Consider the following 17572-nt stretch of genomic DNA (forward strand, 5'->3'; position numbering starts at 1 on the left):
GCTTGGGCAATGACAGGTTTTCCCCGCTACGCGATCTATTTTGCCTCCGGCGACGACCACGCACTCTCCCGCTTCGGCGCCGAGCTGCTCGGCTATGACGCCTACACCGGCGACGAACCGCCCTTTCCCGGCGACGCCCTGCGTATCGCACCCGACTGGCACGACGTCACCGCCGATCCCCGCAAATACGGTTTTCACGGCACGCTGAAGGCGCCGATGGTGCTGGCAGCGGGCAAGACCGAGGCCGAACTCGCCGCGGCCTGCGCGACATTCGCCGGCAAGGCGCGCCCGATCCCGGTGATCCACCCGATCGTGGATTCCATCAGCGGCTTCATCGCCGTCATTCCGGCCGAGCCGGTTGACGCGCTGCAAGAGCTCGCCGCCGATTGCGTCCGCGATTTCGATTGCTTCCGCCAGCCCCTGACCGCGGAAGACCGCGCGCGGCGCAAGCCCAAAAAGCTCAGCGAGCGACAGCGCGAGTATCTCGATCGCTGGGGCTATCCTTACGTGATGGAAGAATTCCGCTTCCACATGACGCTGACCGGGCGGCTCGACGCGGATCGGCGCGGCCCGATCCTGGAGATGTTGCGGGCAAGGTTTGCGGCGCTGAAGCTGGAAAAGCTGGCGATCGATCGCATCACGCTGTTCAAGCAGGACGATGCGAAGGCACGCTTTTGTATCGTGGGCGAATGGACGTTGGCACCGGCCCCGTAGGGTGGGCAAAGGCGCCCTTGCGCCGTGCCCACGTTCTTTTCTCAGCAATTCACAGGTGGTGGGCACGCTTCCGCTTTGCCCACCCTACGATTGCGGTGCGTGGGGCCTACTTCCCCCAGCGCAGCGCCAGCGCGTCGCGCTCCTTGGCGAGCTCCAGCAATCCTGCGCGCGTTGCCGGATGCAGCGGTTGCAGCGGATGGCGCACCGCGTCGGACTTGATCACGCCGCCGGCCTGCATCATCGCCTTGCAGGCGATCAGGCCGCATTGGCGGTTCTCGTAATTGATCAGCGGCAGCCAGCGTTCATAGGCGGCCTTCGCCTTCTCCCGGTCGCCCGCGAAATAGGGATCGATGATCTGGCGGATACCGTCGGGATAGCCGCCGCCGGTCATCGCGCCGGTCGCGCCGGCATCGAGATCGGCCATCAGCGTGATGGCTTCCTCGCCATCCCAGGGGCCCTCGATGTCCTTGCCGCCGGCCTCGATCAGGCTGCGGAGCTTTGACGCCGCGCCCGGCACCTCGATCTTGAAATAGCGGATGTTGGAGAGCTCGCGCGCCAGCCGCGCCAGCAGCTCGACCGACAGCGGCGTGCCCGCAACCGGCGCATCCTGGATCATGATGGGGATGGTGATCGCGCCCGAGAGCACCTTGAAGAATTCGACGATGCCCTTCTCCGGCACGCGGAAGGTGGCGCCGTGATAGGGCGGCATCACCATCACCATGGCGGCCCCGGCGGCCTCGGCCTGCTTGCTGCGCGCCGCGCACACCGCCGAGCTGAAATGGGTGGTGGTGACGATCACGGGCACGCGGCCGGCGACATGCTCCAGCACCACATGCATCACGGCCTCACGCTCGGCATCGGTCAGCACGAACTGCTCGGAGAAATTGGCGAGGATGCAGATGCCGTTCGAGCCGGCGTCGATCATGAAATCGATGCAGCGGCGCTGGCCCTCGAGATCGAGCTCGCCGCGCTCATCGAAGATGGTGGGTGCGACCGGAAACACGCCGCGATAGGGGCGCTGGGCCTTATGTGGGGTGACCGGCATCGAAGACATCTCCCTGTCGTCCTGTCGTTGGAGCTTGGTACCGCTACCATTTACAGGCCGCGAGCAGGCCCGGCAATGCCGATCCACGTTTCATCACACTGGGAAAGAAGCCCTAGGCGGACTTCACGGCGCCGAGGAAGCCCTCCACCGCGGTGCGGAGGCGGTCGGCGTCGGCCGACATCTTGGTCACGGACTGGAACAGCACCGTGCCGGCATTGCCGGTCTCCTGGTTGAGCTGGGCGACGCTGCCGATGGTGTCGGTGACCTCGCGGGTGCCCTGGGCGGCATGCTGGAAGTTGCGCGAGATCTCGGTGGTGGCTGCGCGCTGCTGTTCGACGGCGGCGGCAATGGCCGTCATCTTCTCGTCGATGCCGCTGATGGCGCCCCCGATCGAACGGATGGCGGCGACGGCCTGGCCGGTTGCGCTCTGGATCTCCTCGACCTGGCGCGAGATCTCTTCCGTGGCGGTCGCGGTCTGCGACGCCAGGCTCTTGACCTCGCCGGCAACCACCGCAAAGCCGCGGCCGGCCTCGCCGGCGCGCGCCGCCTCGATGGTGGCGTTTAGGGCGAGCAGATTGGTCTGGCCGGCGATGGCGTGGATCATTTTCACGACTTCGCTGATGCGGCCTGCGGTCTGGTCGAGGATCTCGACGGTGGCGTTGGTCTGCTCGACCTGCGCCACCGCCTCGCGCGCATCGCGTGCGCTGGACTGCACCTGCGCGGAGATCTCGCCGACCGAAGCCGAGAGCTCCTCGGTCGCGGCCGCGATGCTTTCGAGATTGTTGGTCGCCTGCTCGGCGGCGGACGACACCGCGGCCGTCTGGCTGCTCGATTCCGACGTCAGCGTGCGCACGTCGGTCGCAGTGGCATCGAGCTCCTTGGCCGATGCCGCGACGCTCTGGATCACCGCCTGCACGGTGTCGTCGAAGCTACGGCATGCCTCGTCGACGGCGCCGGAGCGGGCGAGCTGCAGCGCCTGCTGCGATTCGCGTTCCTGGCCGAGCCGTTCCGCAATGGCCGCGCTCTCGCGCAGGCTTTCGAGCGCGGCGGCCATGGTGCCGAACTCGTCGGGATAGCGGGATTGCGGAACCGGCGTCGCGTAATCGCGCGCGCTGATCCGGGCGATCGCCTCCAGAATGGCGCGCACCGGACGCATCAGGCGATTGCGCACGACATAGACACCGGCCAGCGTCACTGACAGCGCCAGCAGGAACGCGAGCGACTGCACGATGAGATTGGTCAGCGCCTTGGCCTGAACGGTCTCGGCTCGCACGATCGACTGGTCGAGCGCCGTGGTCGCGATACCGACAATGAGCGGGAACGGCGACTGGCACAGCGCATTCCAATCCGCCGCCCCCATCGCCGGCTTGCCGCTGCCATCAAAATTCCTGGTGAGATCGCCGATCTGCTTGAGAACACCGTCGGTCTTGGCCTGCGCGTCCCTTGCTGCGCTAACCAATTCTGAAGGAACATCGGGGGCTGCCAGCAACTCGGCCATGCCGGCAAAGCTGGAGGCAATGGTGCCGTCCCACTGTGCCACTGATCGCTTTTGAGTGTCGTCGAGCGGCTTGCTGCTGTTGACGTTCGAGCGCAGCGACGAGCAATGGATGCCATAGCGGTCGCGCACCTGCCAGGCGAGGCGGCGGACCTGGACCATGCGGGCAATGAAGGGATCGTTCATCCAGGCCTGGTTCGACACCGCGGTCGAGGCGAGGTTCGCCGTGTCGATGACCTTGGTGACGGCATCGTACCAGGGGTTGCCGCGCTCGATCTTGCGCTCGGCGCGCGGACGTTTGGCTTCATCATAGAACAGCTGGAATTGCGGGGCGGCCTCGCTCCAGCCCTGCTTCAGCTTGGTCGCCAGCTCGTCCCGGCGGGCAAAATCGACGCTGGCCATCGCGGCGATGACGCCTTCATAGCCGCCCTGCTCCGCCTTCTCCGCCTCGGCGAGCTTTGCGCGCGGATCGTCCTCGCCGAGGATCGCGCTCTGGGCGTCGCCGCGATTCTGGCGGAGCGCTACCACGCCGTGGAAGATCGCCTTGTCGGCGGCGGCAAGCCGCGCCGTCTCGAGACTGTCGTTGTAGCGGCCGAAGGCCCCCACCATCTGGATCGCCGTCGAAGCCAGCGCGCCGGCCGCCAACAGGGCCATCAAGGTCAGGAGCAGCGAGCTTACCGATTTCTTAAAGAGTGCCATGGGTCACAAGGGGCCTTCGTCCAGGAGAGGGCACCTTGCATCGCGACATGCCAATGTTCGGTTAAGGTTTTTGTCAAATGCGGGTAGTTCCCGATTTGCCAGACCCCCTTTAGGTAGGCCCAGACGTCACGAAACCTTCGTGAAATCAGGCGGGCGCCGCTCGGCAAAGGCCGTGAATGCCTCACGCGCCTCGGCGGTGCGCAGACGCCTGGCGAACTGCTCGCCCTCGGCCTTCATCTGCGCGACCAGCGCCTCGCCATCGCGCATCAGCTTCTTGGTCGCGATGAGCGCACCGGCCGGCTGTTTGGCCAGACGCTGGGCGAGCGCAAGCGCCTCGGCATCGAGCCGGTCCAGCGGCACGACCCGGTTGGCGAGGCCCCATTCCAGCGCGGACTTGGCCGGCACGGTCTCGCCGAGGGCGAACATCTCATAGGCGCGGGCATAACCGATGCGCGCCGGCATCAAGAGGCTGGAGGCAGCTTCCGGCACCAGCGCGAGGCTGACGAAGGGCGTCGACAACTGCGTATTCTCGGCCAGCACGACCAGATCGCAATGCAGCAGCATGGTGGTGCCGACGCCGACGGCACGGCCCTGCACGGCCGCAACAAGAGGCCGCGTGCAACGCGCCAGCGATTGGATGAAGCGTCCGACATTGCGGCTGCCTTCGGATTTGCCTGATGCGACGGCCGCAAACTCGCCGACGTCATTGCCGGCGGTGAACATGTCGCCCTCGCCACGGATCAGCAGCACGCGCACGGAGGGATCGGACTCGGCGGCTTCGATGGTGTCGGCGAGCCTGCCGTACATCGCGTCCGTCAACGCATTCTTCTTGTCGGGGCGCGCCAGGGTAAGGGTGAGAATTCCGTTGTTGTTTTCAACTCGCACATGCTCGGTCATGAGTGTCTCCTCTTATTGCTCTGGATCTCTTGCGCTGTCTCTTATGGAGTCTCTTGGAAACTTGTCCTGAATGCTGGTCAGCCAGCGCGCGACGATGTCGATCTCGGCGCTGGTAAATCCTTCCGTCAGGGCGGCATTGATCGCAGCCGCGTCAGCCTTCGCCTGCGCCAGCACAGTGCGGCCCTTCGGCGTCAGCCACACGCGAAAGGCGCGGCCGTCCTCGCGGTCAGCTCGCCGCTCGACCAGTTTTGCCGCTGCGCTGCGATCGACCAGACCAGAAATGCCGGCCGGTCCCATGTCTAGGGCGGCGCCCGCCTCACCCATCAGAACGCCATCCTGCTTGCCGAGGATAAACAGTAGCCCCGCCTGCGCCGGCGTCACTTCGCTCGAGCGCTGCGCCGCTATCCAGCGCTGCACGCGCCGCTGCGCAACGTTCAATAAATAAATCAGCCGATGATGCTTCGCCTCAAGCGATTTATTTCGCATGCGAAATAGATAATCCAGCTTCGCCGGATTGTCAAAGCCTGCCGCCGCTAGCGCGACAGCCGTCGAGCAGAATTGCGGCGCATGCCTTTGCCCGCCGCTCGATCTCCTTGCGGGAGGGCAGCGTCACGCTTGCGTAGATCGCGGCGCGCTGCGGTGCAGACACCATCATGCCGATCATCATGCCGGCCGCTTCATCGACATTGCCGAGCGCGAGTCGCTTCTTCCTGACCTGATCGCGGAGCCAGCCGGCGAGCGCTGCCGCGGTGCGGGCGATGCCGTCCCGGTAGAAATTCGCGGCAAGGTCGGGGAACGTCGCCGATTGCTGCAGCACCATGCGCTGCAGCGCCACGACCTCAGGATCGAGTGCGAGATCGGCACAGGCGACCAGCACCGCAGCAAGATTTGTTTCGATGTCGGCCTGGTTGTTGGCCTGAAGATTGACGTCGGAGAGCAGCCGCTCGAGCCTGTCGGCGCACATCGCCTCGAACAGCGCCGCCTTGCCCGGAAACAACCGGTAGAGAGTCTTGGTGGAGATGCCGGCGCCGCGCGCCAGCTCCTCGGTGCTGGTTGCTGCGTAACCATCGACGGCAAACGCGTGTCGCGCGGCCTCGAGGACGATCCGCTTCGTCTCCTCGTCGCTGCGCACCGGCGGCCGTCCGCGCGGACGAACCTCTGATGACGATTTTGTCTGAGCCATGTCTTTAAATGATGCCTGTCATTCCATTGACAGTCTAAAAGCTATTCTTATTTTGGAAATCGTCAAGTTTCCTAATTCAGGGAGGCGGCCATGACCGTCCATACCAATCCAGCGAAATCCGAAGGCGCCGTGGTTCCAACTCCCGTGCCGGAGGGCGTGATGCCCACCACGCCGACCGCCGCCCCGAGCCGAAAGCTCAACCTTCGCAAGCTGTTGCTTGCGGGAGTGGCCCTCGCCGCCCTCGCCGGCGCGAGCTGGTACGGCTACGATTACTGGACCGTCGGCCGCTTCCTGGTCTCCACCGATGACGCCTATGTGAAGGCCGACAACACCACCATCGCGCCGAAGGTCAGCGGCTATCTCGACCGTGTCCTGGTCGGCGATAACGAGCATGTGAAAGCTGGCCAGGTGCTGGCGCGGATCGACGACCGCGACTTCCGCGTCGCGCTCGACCAGGCCAAGGCCGATGTCGCCGCCGCGAATGCGACGATCACCAGCAAGCAGGCGCAGCTCGAGGTTCAAGATGCGGTGATCGACGCAGCCCGGGCGACCATCGATGTCGACACCGCCGCAAAGATCTTCGCGCAACAGGAGAACAAGCGTTACACCGATCTCGCCGCGACCGGCTATGGCAGCGTGCAGAATGCGCAGCAGGCGCAGTCCCGCAACGCCGGCGCCGAGGCTGCGATCCAGCGCGATACCGCCAATCTCGCCTCAGCCCTCAAGCAGGTCGAGCTGCTGAAGGCCGAGATCGCGCAGGCCAATGCCGCCGCCGCCCGCGCCACCGCGCTTCAGCATCAGGCCGAGCTCAATCTCGGCTACACCACGGTCGTCGCGCCGATCGACGGCGTCATCGGCAACCGCACCTTGCGCGTCGGCCAGTTCGTGCAGGCCGGCACGCAGCTGATGTCGATCGTGCCCGTCGAGGGCGCCTATGTCGTCGCCAATTTCAAGGAAACGCAGCTCACCCACGTCCGCGCCGGACAAGAGGTTGAGATCGAGGTCGATACGTTCCCGGGCCAGGTGGTGCATGGCCACGTCGATTCCATCGCGCCGGCCAGCGGCCAGGAATTCGCTTTGCTGCCGCCTGACAACGCCACCGGCAATTTCACCAAGATCGTGCAGCGCATCCCCGTGAAGATCGCGCTGGATGCCGAAACGCAGCCAGCGATCGAGCTGCGGCCCGGCATGTCCGTGATCCCGACGATCGCAACCCGTTCAGCGCCGACCGCGCAAGCGGCAACGACGCCCTCAATCCAGCCCAAAGCCAAGCTTGTTTCCGGAGGGTCGTGCCATGTCCAACAGCCTCGCAATCTCGACGTCAGCGCCCACCATACCGGCCGCGACGCCTGATCGCGTCGCCGCCGATCCCAACAGGGCCAGTGCCACAGTCTGGATCGCCGTCTTCGCCGCGATGATCGGCGCCTTCATGGCGATCCTGAACATCCAGATCACCAATGCCTCGCTGCTCAATATCGAGGGCGGCATCGGCACCGGTGTTGACAACGGATCCTGGATCTCGACGTCGTACCTGATCGGCGAGATCATCGTGATCCCGCTGACCGACTACTTGTCGCGCGTGTTCTCGTTCCGCAACATCATGCTGAGCTTTGCCTCGCTGTTTGCGGCGTTCTCGGTCGCCTGTGCCTTCACCCACGATCTGCCGTCGATGATCGCGATGCGTGGCTTCCAGGGCTTCTTCGGCGGCGTGCTGATCCCGATGGCCTTCACGCTGGTTTTCACCAAGCTGCCAAAGGGCCAGCAGCCGATCGGGCTTGCGATGTTCTCGCTGGCCGTGACGTTCGCTCCGGCAATCGGCCCGACCATTGGTGGCTATCTTACCGAGAATTACGGCTGGCAGACCATCTTCTTCGTCAACGTGCTGCCGACAGCGGTCATGGTGACCATTCTGTTCCTCACCCTGGAACGTGCGCCCTTGAATCTCGCCTTGCTGCGTGAAGGCGACTGGTTCGGCATCGCCACCATGGCCGTCGGCCTGGCCTCGCTGCAGGCCGTGCTCGAGGAAGGCAACAAGAACGACTGGTTCGGCTCGCCCTTCATCATGCGGCTTGCGGTCATCGCCGCGATCAGCCTGTCGCTGTTCATCACCATCGAGCTCGTGGTCGAGAAGCCGTTGCTTCGCCTGCGCCTGCTGACGCAGTGGAATTTCGGCGTCGGCACCATCGCCGCAGTGTTCCTCGGCTTTGCACTGTTCGGCTCGGTCTATCTGCTGCCGGCCTATCTCGGCCAGGTGCAGGGTTACAATGCCGAGCAGATCGGCAATGTGCTGGCCTGGACCGGCCTGCCGCAGCTGCTGCTGATCCCGCTGGTTCCGAAGCTGATGCAACGTTTCGATGCGCGCTACATCGCGACGATCGGCCTCTTGCTGTTCGCGGTGAGCTCCTTCCTCAATATCGAGATGTCGCTCGACTATTCCGGCGATCAGTTCTTCATACCGAACGTCGTGCGTGCCGTCGGCCAGGCGCTGACGCTGGCGCCGCTGTCCGCGCTCAGCCTCGGCAGCGTCGCGCCGCAGGATGCGCCCGCGGCCTCCGGCATCTCCAACATGATGCGCAATCTCGGCGGCGCCATTGGAACGGCCGTGCTGGCGACCATCGTCACCAAGCGCGAGCAATTCCACTCCAACATCATCGGCCATTCCGTGACGCTCGGCCGCGAGGAAGTCCGCACCCGCATCGCGCAGATGACGGACTACTTCATCGCGCACGGAGTGCCCGACCCCAACGCCGCGCGCGAGCAGGCGATCATCGCACTCGGCAAGACCGTGAAGCGCCAGGCGCTGGTGATGGGCTTCTCCGACACCTTTGCCGTGATCGGCGTGGTGCTGGTGCTCGCCGCGATCGCGGTGCTGTTGACGCGGCGGGTGAAGGCGGCTGGCGGGGGCGGCGCGCACTAACAGAAAACAACCACGAAATTGTCGCGGCCGTCACGCTTGACGGCCGCCGAGGCCGCCCGCCATCGGCTGCGACAGTCGTCTCAGAACGATCCCAGCATACTGCCCAGGGCGATCACGGCCACCAGTGCCAGCAGCGACGTCACGATGCCGACCATCACGATGTCGAAATAGCTGTCGCGATGCGTCAGGCCGCAGATCGCGAGCAGGCTGACCACCGCGCCATTGTGCGGCAGGATGTCGAGCGTTCCCGAGCCGATCACAGCGACGCGATGCATCAGGGCAAGGTCGATGCCGGTGCGCCACGCCAGCTCCACATAGGTCTGGCCGAGCGCATCGAGGGCAATGGTCAGGCCGCCTGACGCCGAGCCGGTCAGCGCGGCCAGGATGTTGGTCGCGACCGCCAGCGAAACCAGCGGGCCACCTTCGATCGCCAGCACCCAGTCACGCACGGTCGTGAACGCCGGCAGCGCGGCAACGACCGCGCCGAACCCGACCAGGCTCGCGACGCTGAATGCCGGCAGCACCGAGGCGTTGGCGCCGGCGTCCATGGTCTGCCGCAACGCCGGCAGGCGGGACCAGTTCAGCACGATGGTCGTGACGATGGCGGCGGTTAGCGCCACGGCGACCGACCAGACGCCGGCAACCGCTGCGAGCGACGTCTCGCCAAAGCGTTGCTCGGCAAGGTAGCTGACATCGAGCCGCGGCAGCACCACGAGCGACATCAGGAGATTGACGGCGACGACGACGATCAACGGCAGGACGGCGTTCAGGATCGGCGACGCTCGGTCGCTGCGATGGCCATGTTGCAGCTCCGCCGGATCGAACTCGCGCGCCGTCGTCGCACGCTCGCGCACGAACTCGTCGGACGCGGCGCGCTCGGTCACATCCTCGACTTCGTCGCCATAGCCCTCGCCGGCGCGCCTGGCCTTGGCCTCCGCGCGATGCAGCCACCACAAACCGGTCATGAGCATGATCAGGGAGGCGACGATCCCGAGGCCCGGCGCGGCAAACGGCGTCGTGCCGAAGAACGGCATCGGGATCGCATTCTGGATCGACGGCGTGCCCGGCAAAGCCGACATGGTGAAAGTCGACGTCCCCAGCACGATTGCAGCGGGAATCAGACGGCGCGGAATTTCAGCCGCGCGAAACAGCGAGCGGGCCATCGGCACGATGACGAAGAACGCGACGAACAGGCTGACACCCCCGTAAGTCACTGCGGCGCCGGCCAGCACCACGGCCAGGATCACGCGGCGCTCACCGAGACGCTTGGCCATGAAGTCGGCCACCGATGTCACCGCGCCACTGTCATCCATCAGCTTGCCGAATACGGCGCCGAGCAGGAAGATCGGAAAAAACTGCGCAAGGAATGCTGCCGCATTCGTCATGAAGACCTGGGTGAGGTTCGCCAGCAGCGGCTCGCCGCCAAACAACGCCGCCACCAGCGCGGCGAAGGGCGCGAGCAGAAGCACGCTCCAGCCGCGAAAGGCGAACAGCACCAGCAGGCCGAGCCCGACGAGCAGGCCGAGAAGACCCATGCCTCAACACTCCGCCAGCAGAACATCGAGATCGGCAGTCGATTGCCGGCCGACATCGGCGCCGTGCTCGCGGAGAAACGCATCCGCGGCCAGGCGTCCCTCGGCGCGGAGCAACGAGACAAACTCCCATTCCGCGTTGAGCTTCGACGAAGCGCCAAACTTCGCCAGGATGTCGCTCTTGACCCGGTGCGTCCGCATCTTCGCCCAGCGCGCCCCCTCGCCGCTGCCGGGATCGGCGGCCTGGCGCAGCAGCGCGATCATGCGCAGCTCCTTCATCAGCGGCGAGTTGAAGGAGATTTCGTTGAGCCGGTTGAGGATCTCCGCCGCGGTGCGCGGCACTTCCGGCCGTTCGGTTGGATTGATCTGAACGAGTATCGTGTCATGCGCGTCGCTCTCGCGAACCAGCGGCGTGATGGTCGGGTTGCCGGCATAGCCGCCGTCCCAGTAAGGCTCGCCGTCGATCTCGATCGCGCGAAACATGGTCGGCAGGCAGGCCGATGCGAGCAGCACGTCGGCCGTGATCTCGGCGTTGCGGAAGATGCGGCCGCGACCCGTGCGCACGCGCGTCGCGGTGACGAAGAGCTGGATCGGCGAGCGCGCGAGCCGCTCGAAGTCGATGCTCTCCGCCAGCACCGCGCGCAGCGGATTGTAGCCGGTCGGATTGAGGTCGTAGGGCGACAGCACCCGCGACATCAGGTCGGTGAGGATGTAGAAGGGCGAGGTATCGAGCGTCCAGCGTCCCATCAGCCGGTCGAGCGGTGAGCGCTGCAATGGGCTGAAGGCGGCAGCCTTCGAGACACGGCGCCAATATCGTTCAAGCGCCTTGCGCGCGCCCTCGGCGCCGCCGGCGGTCCAGCCGTCCGCCAGCACCACCGCATTCATCGCGCCGGCCGACGTGCCGGAGATCGCGGCGATGGTGAGCCAGTTCTCCTCCAGCAGGCGGTCGAGCACGCCCCAGGAGAAAGCGCCGTGCGAACCGCCACCTTGAAGTGCGAGATCGATCAGGACGGCGTCGCGTTCCATGGCGGACACTCGCGCAACTGAAGCTCAAATTCGACGTGATTGGAACACGTCGAAGCCGGTACAGTTTAGAGAGTTTAGGCCGGATAATGCAACCGGAACGTGACGAGACCTAAAGCGCGATGAGATTGGGTTGAATCGTCATCGCGCTTTAGCTCTTTGTTTGAGCATGATCTTTTCGGAAAACCGCTTCACACTTTGCGCTAACCCGGTCCTTCGGGTCCGGATCATGCTCTAGTGCTCGAACACCAGCCGCGCGCCGACCGTGCCTTCGAGGGCGCGGATCTGCGCCAGCAGCGCGCCGGAGTCCTGGCCGCCGAGATCGGCATCGAGCACGACATAGCCGAGGTCGCCGGCAGTCTCCAGATATTGCGCGGCGATGTTGATGTCGCGCTGGAGGAACACCTCGTTCAGCCGGCGCAACATGCCCGGCACGTTGCGATGGACGTGGCTGAAGCGCGCGCCCGAGGGGCGCAGATGCAGCTGCACCTCCGGGAAATTCACCGCGCCCATGGTCGATCCCGTGATGAAATAGTCGACCAGCTTGCGCGCCACTTCGCCGCCGATGCGCTCCTGCGCCTCCTCGGTCGAGCCGCCGACATGCGGAGTGAGGATGACATTGTTGAGGCCCTGTACCGGGCTCTTGAAGCGCTCCGAATTCGACGACGGCTCGACCGGAAACACGTCGATGGCGGCACCGGCGATGTGGCCATCGCGCAAGGCGCCCGCGAGCGCATCGAGATCGACCACCGTGCCGCGGCTGTTGTTGATCAGGAACGCGCCAGGCTTCATCGCCCGCAGCTCCTTCTCGCCGATCATGCCCGCGGTCTCCGGCGTCTCCGGCACGTGCAGGCTGACGATGTCGCTCTGCGCCAGCAGCTCTTCCAGCTTCTCCACCGGCTCGGTGTTGCCGTGGCGGAGCTTGTCGGTGCGGTCGTAATAGATCACCCGCATGCCCATGGCTTCGGCCAGGGTCGAGAGCTGCGAGCCGATATTGCCATAGCCGATGATGCCAAGCGTGCGACCGCGCACCTCGCGGCTGCCGGCCGCGGATTTGTCCCAGCCGCCTCCATGGGCCGATACCGAGCGTGGAAAGATCTGCCGCAGCAGCATCACGATCTCGCCGATCACGAGCTCGGCGACGCTGCGGGTGTTGGAGAACGGCGCGTTGAACACGGGAATGCCGCGCTTGCGCGCCGCCAGCAGATCAACCTGGTTGGTGCCGACGCTGAAGCAGCCGACCGCGAGCAGCCCGTCAGCCGCTTCCAGCACCTCGTCGGTGATCTGGGTGCGGGAGCGGATGCCGAGCAGCGACACGCCCTTGAGCGCCTGGCGCAGCGCCTCGCCATCCAGCGCCTTGGTCAGACGCTCGACATTGGTGAAGCCTGCGCCCTTGAACAGATCCACGGCGCTATCGTTGACACCTTCAAGCAGCAGCGCCTTCGCGCTCCGCTCAGGGCTTTGGCCTGCGGCTGGCATGGAATCTCCTGAAATGACGGCTTTGCCGCAGCTCTTAGACCGTGGACGAGGCCGAGCACAATAGGGTTTGGATACGGGAATATCGTGGCCTGGTGGTAGTCAGATCACGTAAAACCCGTGCGTGCCGTCGCGGCGGAGCTGCTCGACGAGGCCATATTCCCAGTCGAGATAGGCCTGCATCGCCTGCTCCGCAACATCCGTGCCCTCATAGGGCCGGCGGTAGCGATGCGCCGGATCGGGCTTCGGCAGCACCAGCGGCGGGCTGGCCTCGAGCGGGCCATCATAGCCGCCTTCGAGGACATAAACCTCCCAGCCCATCTGCGCGAGCCAGGACGCCGTCATGTCGGCGCGCACGCCCTTATCGTCGGTCAGCACGATGCGCGCGCCCCGCACCGGAGCCGCCATGTCGGTCTCCTGCACCAGCTGGCCGCCGGGATAGTGGCGAAAGCCCGGCAGGTGACCGGCCGCATATTCCTCGGCGCCGCGCACGTCGAAGCGATAGAGCGTCCGGCTGGTATCGGCGACCAGCGCCGCCATCTCGTTCGCGCCGACATGGCGGACGCCGGCGCGATAGGCGACGTCGCGCGCATTGGCCGGGCCGCCCTCGAACGAGCCGATCGCGCCGCGCCTGTCCGCGCCGTGATCGAGCGTGTGCCGCGCCAGCGTCCAGCCGATCGTGCCGTTGCGCAGCGCCCGCACCTTGTTGGGCACGCCGGCATTGATCAGCGATTGGGTGCCGATGATCGAGCGGGTGCGGCCGGCACAATTGACGATGACGGTGGTGTCTGGATCGGGCGCAGCCTGCCCGGCCCTCAGCACCAGCTCGGCACCGGGCACGCTGATCGAGCCCGGGATGTTCATGGTCGCATATTCGTCGAAGCGGCGAACATCGAGGATGGCAATGTTGGCCTTGTCCGCGATCAGCTTTGCCACCTCGTCGGCGCCGAGCGAGGGCGTGTGACGGCGCGCCTCGACCAGCTCGCCGAACGCCTTTGAATAGGAATTGACGTCCTCGAACACCTCGTAGCCCGCCGCACGCCAGGACCTCAGTCCGCCATCGAGCGCGCGGACATTGCCGTAGCCGAGCGCGGCGAGGCGTTCGGCGCCTGCAGCGACCAGCCCCTCGCCATCGTCATAGAGCACCACCGGCACGTTCTTGCGCGGCAGCCGCACCGCGGCCTCGATCGCGATCCGGTCCACGGCCATGTTGGCGGCAAACAGCGGATGACCGGTGGCGAAGGCCGCCTCGAACCTGACATCGAGCAGCGCAATCTCCTCGCGCAACAAGAGCGCGCGGCGGACATCGGCGGGAGTGACGGTCGTAAGCTTCATGGCGTGAACCCTGGTAAGGACAGGCCATGGGCTTTTGAACGATTGCAGCGAGCTTGGCTAGAGCATGATCCGGAAAAGTGTGAAGCGGTTTTCCCTCGCGACATCAGCGGATCGCGTTTGCGCGGAGATCATGCTCAAACAAAGAGCTAAAGCGCGATGACGATTCAGCCCAATCTCATCGCGCTTTAGTCACTCGGCCGCATGGCGGCCGATCAGCCCGCCAACTGCTTCTCGATGATGCTGGCAACCCGCACCGGGGTCTCCAGCATGGAATAATGTCCGGCGTCGTCGATGGTCTCAAAGGTGACGCGGGGATAAGCGAGCGCAAAGGCATTCCGTAGCGGCTCGCCGCGATAGAACGGAATATCCAGCGCGCCGGTCACGACATGCAGGGGTGCGGCCAGCCCATGGGTTTCGCCTGATATGGCGGAGGACGTGAACATGGTGAGATAGCCGCGCTTGGCCTCGACCGTCGAGGCCTCGCGCGCGATGACGAGCTTGCGGCGCAACCAGCCGGCACCATAGCGGCTGGAGGTGCGGGCCGTGATCGCGCGCCCCGCCGCTTCGTCCTCATCGATGACGGCATTGAGCGCCTTCATCGCCGCCTCGTCGGCGCGGAAGCCTGTGGGTGGCACCGGCGAGAACAGCGTCACGGTCTGAAGCCTGCTCCCGGCCTGAAGCGCGATCTTCTGCGCCACCAGGCCGGACATCGAGTGACCGACAAGATGGAAACGGGTGATGGCGAGCGCATCGGCGGTGCGCAGCACGTCGGCCGCAGCCTCATCCAGCGTATAGCTGCCGCTCACGCCGCGCGACCAGCCATAACCCCTGAGATCCATGAACACGATGGTGCAGCGTGCCGGATCGAGATAAGGCAGCACCGGCTCCCAATTGACGTGATCGCCAAGCCATTCGTGCAGCACCACGCACACCGTGGGGCCGTTGCCGATGCGACAATGGCCGAGGCGGTTACCGGTCGCCAGTTGCGGTGAAGGCCAGGGCGACGGCGAAGTGCCGGCAGCGCTTGCCGCGCCTTGCGCGAATGCCGGAGTGTTCGTGATAGCGGCGGTAGCGGTCAGACCCAGACCCTTCAGGACGTTGCGGCGCTGCATGTGTTTCCCCCGCGCCCTGGTTGCGGCCGGCGCGCATGCCTGATAGCGCGCGCCTGCCTCATGGGAGAAATTGATTTCTGCAATGGCTTGATTGATAAATCTCATTCTGACCGCCCGCCGCGCCGGAGCTTTCCATGCCGACAACCCTCGATCTCGATACGCTCCGCGCACTGCTCGCCATCGTCGAGCTCAACAGCTTTTCGCGCGCGGCGGAGCGGTTGGGGCGATCTCAATCCGCGATCAGCCTGCAGATCGCCCGGCTCGAAGCCATGGTCGGCCGTCCCTTGCTGGAGCGGGCGCGCGGCCGGGTACTCGGGCCAACCGTGAAGGGCGCCGAGCTCGTCGCGCATGCGCGGGAGATGATCGCGCTCAACGAGCGTGCCGTTACAGCGATGCGCCGGCCAGCCTCGGACGCGCCGATCAGGCTCGGCATGCCCGCCGATTTTCTCGAGCGCGATTTCGCGTCTGCCGTCGGCGAGATCCGCTCGCGCTTTCCCAGGGCACAACTATCGGTGCGCACCGACCTGTCGGCTCGACTCGCCGAAGACGTCGAACATGGGCGGCTCGATCTCGCCTTCTACAAGCGCGCCCCCTCGAACGCCGCGGACGCCGCGATCGCGTTCGAACCAATGGCATGGTTCGGCAAGGTGCCGGCGCCAAACCGGTCCGACGATACCGTTCCGCTGGTGGCCTTTGCGGACGGCTGCGCCTATCGTGGCGAAGCCCTGCGCAGCCTGCGCCTGATGGGACGGGATTGCAGCATCGCCTGCGAGGCGCGCAGCCTTTCCGCGCTGGTCGGCGCCGTCAAAGCCGGCCTTGGTTATGCCGCGCTGCCGGTCAAGCTCGGGGCGCGCAAATCGCTGCAGCAGGCGAGTGATCTGGCGGGCCTGCCGCGACTCAACGCCGTCGAGCTAGCTCTTGGTATTGCCGAGGGCTGCAACCTGCCGTTCGCCCGCGCCATCGGCGGCATCATCGCCGAGCGCTGCGCGCTGGCGTGACGGCCGCAGCTTCCGGCGCGACAGGTACAGGAGCACGCCGGTGACCGCGAACAGTGGCATCAGCGCCGCGGCAATCATGAACGCAAGCTTGCCGGACCAGCCCAGGATCGCGCCGCGGTGGATGTCGAACACGCCTGCGATGGCTTTTTCGCCCAGCGTCTTGTCGGCGTAGCGTTCCGAGGAGATCACCTGGCCTGTCGCAGCGTCGATGCGGAATTCGTCGCGCTCGCTTTCGAGCGTGGCGCCCTTTGGCCACGACCGGATCCGCATCACCGTGCCCGGACCTGCCTGAAGGATGAGCTGAACCCTGGCGAAACCGCCACTCTCACGCTGGATGGTCGCCCACGCGCGATCGAACCCGACGGCCTCGGCCGTCTCGGCCCGGCCGGCTGGACGCGGCGGCTTCGGCTGCATCTTCGCCGCCGCCACGTGGGGGCGTGCCAGCAACCAGACGACGCCGTCCTTGTACCAGTCGAACGAGTACCAGAGGCCGGTGAGCGCCATCACCAGATAGACCGGCAGCACCCAGGTGCCGATGACGGCATGCAACGAACGGTGCAGGCCACGGCCGGTGAGCGCAAGATTCGGCTTCAGCCACATCTTCATGCTGCTCGCGCGACGCGGCCAGCGCAGAACGAGGCCCGAGACCAGCATCAGGATCAGACCCAGCGCCGCAACACCTGTGATCTGGCGTCCCCATCCCCTGCCATCGCCTGATATCAGCAACCAGCGATGCAGCCGGCGCACCGTCGCAAAAAATTCCTCGCCACGCGGGACACCCAGGACGTGGCCGTCATAGGGATCGACATAGAGCGACGACGGCCGCCCGCCGGGCTCGTCGCGCGCGAAGCGAATGTGCACGGCGGCCGCAGGATCGCTCGAGAGCGTCATGCCGGCGACCCTGCCAACATCTGGCACGACCTTCAGGCGCGACGCCAGCTCGTCCGGTGACAGCGCCGGCATCGCGCGCGGCGCGACCTGCATGATGCCGGCGTTCAGATGGTCGACGATCTCGTCCTCGAAGCTTATGACCGCGCCGGTGAGCGCGATCAAGGAGAGCAGCAGCGCGAGGACGAGGCCCGCGATGGAATGGACCTGGAGCAGCGCGGCGCTGATCTTGCGTCCGGCCTGATGTCGTATCGCCAT

The 17572-nt window shown here is 65.7% G+C and carries 15 protein-coding genes; 4 read left to right on the forward strand and 11 right to left on the reverse strand.

The annotated features are described in order from the left end of the window. The first annotated feature begins 9 nt into the window (after positions 1 to 9). Positions 10 to 714 carry a DUF1045 domain-containing protein gene (locus tag XH98_RS05025; RefSeq protein ID WP_271617963.1) on the forward strand — a complete coding sequence of 235 codons (705 nt, stop codon included), beginning with the start codon at positions 10 to 12 and terminating at the stop codon, positions 712 to 714. Positions 715 to 820: 106 nt separating this feature from the next. On the opposite strand, the gene XH98_RS05030 is transcribed toward XH98_RS05025, so the two are convergent. From XH98_RS05030 to XH98_RS05050, 5 genes are all read right to left on the reverse strand, one after another. After that, positions 821 to 1759: a dihydrodipicolinate synthase family protein gene (locus tag XH98_RS05030; RefSeq protein ID WP_220001487.1), complete on the reverse strand. Its 939-nt coding sequence runs from the start codon at positions 1757 to 1759 to the stop codon at positions 821 to 823. 112 nt (positions 1760 to 1871) lie between these two features. Beyond that, complete coding sequence (locus XH98_RS05035) at positions 1872 to 3953, reverse strand: methyl-accepting chemotaxis protein (RefSeq protein ID WP_271617964.1); 2082 nt, start codon at positions 3951 to 3953, stop codon at positions 1872 to 1874. 126 nt (positions 3954 to 4079) lie between these two features. Continuing rightward, positions 4080 to 4850 (reverse strand): enoyl-CoA hydratase, encoded by a 771-nt coding sequence (locus tag XH98_RS05040; protein ID WP_271617965.1) that lies wholly within the window; start codon positions 4848 to 4850, stop codon positions 4080 to 4082. Positions 4851 to 4862: 12 nt separating this feature from the next. Next, positions 4863 to 5336, reverse strand: a complete 474-nt coding sequence (locus XH98_RS05045) for a MarR family winged helix-turn-helix transcriptional regulator (protein WP_271617966.1) — start codon at positions 5334 to 5336, stop codon at positions 4863 to 4865. Positions 5337 to 5367: 31 nt separating this feature from the next. Further along, on the reverse strand, positions 5368 to 6033 hold the full coding sequence (locus tag XH98_RS05050; protein ID WP_271617967.1) for a TetR/AcrR family transcriptional regulator: 666 nt from the start codon (positions 6031 to 6033) through the stop codon (positions 5368 to 5370). Positions 6034 to 6123: 90 nt separating this feature from the next. Here XH98_RS05050 and XH98_RS05055 point away from each other — a divergent pair, with 90 nt between their 5' ends. Both XH98_RS05055 and XH98_RS05060 read left to right on the forward strand, forming a co-directional pair. Further along, entirely contained in the window at positions 6124 to 7386 is a 1263-nt protein-coding gene (locus tag XH98_RS05055; RefSeq protein WP_442868544.1) for an HlyD family secretion protein, read from the forward strand. Further along, positions 7328 to 8950, forward strand: a complete 1623-nt coding sequence (locus XH98_RS05060) for an MDR family MFS transporter (protein WP_271617968.1) — start codon at positions 7328 to 7330, stop codon at positions 8948 to 8950. Before XH98_RS05055 ends, XH98_RS05060 begins: the two co-directional genes overlap by 59 nt. Positions 8951 to 9030: 80 nt before the next feature. Here XH98_RS05060 and XH98_RS05065 read toward each other — a convergent pair whose 3' ends face one another. From XH98_RS05065 to XH98_RS05085, 5 genes are all read right to left on the reverse strand, one after another. Next, complete coding sequence (locus XH98_RS05065; protein WP_271603593.1) at positions 9031 to 10485, reverse strand: GntP family permease; 1455 nt, start codon at positions 10483 to 10485, stop codon at positions 9031 to 9033. Between the two features lie 3 nt (positions 10486 to 10488). Further along, a complete protein-coding gene (locus XH98_RS05070; protein WP_271617969.1) occupies positions 10489 to 11508 on the reverse strand; it encodes a patatin-like phospholipase family protein in 1020 nt (339 codons plus the stop codon). 231 nt (positions 11509 to 11739) lie between these two features. Next, the gene (gene serA / locus XH98_RS05075; RefSeq protein WP_271617970.1) at positions 11740 to 12984 is read right to left on the reverse strand and encodes a phosphoglycerate dehydrogenase; all 1245 of its coding nucleotides are present in this window, start codon (positions 12982 to 12984) and stop codon (positions 11740 to 11742) included. A gap of 99 nt (positions 12985 to 13083) precedes the next feature. Further along, positions 13084 to 14316 carry a rhodanese-like domain-containing protein gene (locus XH98_RS05080; protein ID WP_271617971.1) on the reverse strand — a complete coding sequence of 411 codons (1233 nt, stop codon included), beginning with the start codon at positions 14314 to 14316 and terminating at the stop codon, positions 13084 to 13086. A gap of 212 nt (positions 14317 to 14528) precedes the next feature. Then, a complete protein-coding gene (locus XH98_RS05085; protein WP_271617972.1) occupies positions 14529 to 15428 on the reverse strand; it encodes an alpha/beta fold hydrolase in 900 nt (299 codons plus the stop codon). Positions 15429 to 15562: 134 nt separating this feature from the next. On the opposite strand from XH98_RS05085, the gene XH98_RS05090 reads away from it, so the two are divergent. After that, positions 15563 to 16426 (forward strand): LysR family transcriptional regulator, encoded by an 864-nt coding sequence (locus XH98_RS05090; protein ID WP_271617973.1) that lies wholly within the window; start codon positions 15563 to 15565, stop codon positions 16424 to 16426. On the opposite strand, the gene XH98_RS05095 is transcribed toward XH98_RS05090, so the two are convergent. After that, positions 16340 to 17572, reverse strand: a complete 1233-nt coding sequence (locus tag XH98_RS05095) for a PepSY-associated TM helix domain-containing protein (protein WP_271617974.1) — start codon at positions 17570 to 17572, stop codon at positions 16340 to 16342. The two genes, XH98_RS05090 and XH98_RS05095, sit on opposite strands and share 87 nt — an antisense overlap.

Source organism: Bradyrhizobium sp. CCBAU 51745 (genome assembly GCF_028128715.1).
Lineage (GTDB): Bacteria > Pseudomonadota > Alphaproteobacteria > Rhizobiales > Xanthobacteraceae > Bradyrhizobium > Bradyrhizobium manausense.

Bases quoted from the DNA above. Each gene is read 5' to 3' on its own strand.
- XH98_RS05025 (WP_271617963.1), top strand. From the start codon at position 10: ATGACAGGTTTTCCCCGCTACGCGATCTATTTTGCCTCCGGCGACGAC.
- XH98_RS05030 (WP_220001487.1), bottom strand. From the start codon at position 1,759: ATGCCGGTCACCCCACATAAGGCCCAGCGCCCCTATCGCGGCGTGTTT.
- XH98_RS05035 (WP_271617964.1), bottom strand. From the start codon at position 3,953: ATGGCACTCTTTAAGAAATCGGTAAGCTCGCTGCTCCTGACCTTGATG.
- XH98_RS05040 (WP_271617965.1), bottom strand. From the start codon at position 4,850: ATGACCGAGCATGTGCGAGTTGAAAACAACAACGGAATTCTCACCCTT.
- XH98_RS05045 (WP_271617966.1), bottom strand. From the start codon at position 5,336: ATGCGAAATAAATCGCTTGAGGCGAAGCATCATCGGCTGATTTATTTA.
- XH98_RS05050 (WP_271617967.1), bottom strand. From the start codon at position 6,033: ATGGCTCAGACAAAATCGTCATCAGAGGTTCGTCCGCGCGGACGGCCG.
- XH98_RS05055 (WP_442868544.1), top strand. From the start codon at position 6,124: ATGACCGTCCATACCAATCCAGCGAAATCCGAAGGCGCCGTGGTTCCA.
- XH98_RS05060 (WP_271617968.1), top strand. From the start codon at position 7,328: ATGTCCAACAGCCTCGCAATCTCGACGTCAGCGCCCACCATACCGGCC.
- XH98_RS05065 (WP_271603593.1), bottom strand. From the start codon at position 10,485: ATGGGTCTTCTCGGCCTGCTCGTCGGGCTCGGCCTGCTGGTGCTGTTC.
- XH98_RS05070 (WP_271617969.1), bottom strand. From the start codon at position 11,508: ATGGAACGCGACGCCGTCCTGATCGATCTCGCACTTCAAGGTGGCGGT.
- serA (WP_271617970.1), bottom strand. From the start codon at position 12,984: ATGCCAGCCGCAGGCCAAAGCCCTGAGCGGAGCGCGAAGGCGCTGCTG.
- XH98_RS05080 (WP_271617971.1), bottom strand. From the start codon at position 14,316: ATGAAGCTTACGACCGTCACTCCCGCCGATGTCCGCCGCGCGCTCTTG.
- XH98_RS05085 (WP_271617972.1), bottom strand. From the start codon at position 15,428: ATGCAGCGCCGCAACGTCCTGAAGGGTCTGGGTCTGACCGCTACCGCC.
- XH98_RS05090 (WP_271617973.1), top strand. From the start codon at position 15,563: ATGCCGACAACCCTCGATCTCGATACGCTCCGCGCACTGCTCGCCATC.
- XH98_RS05095 (WP_271617974.1), bottom strand. From the start codon at position 17,572: ATGGCGATACGACATCAGGCCGGACGCAAGATCAGCGCCGCGCTGCTC.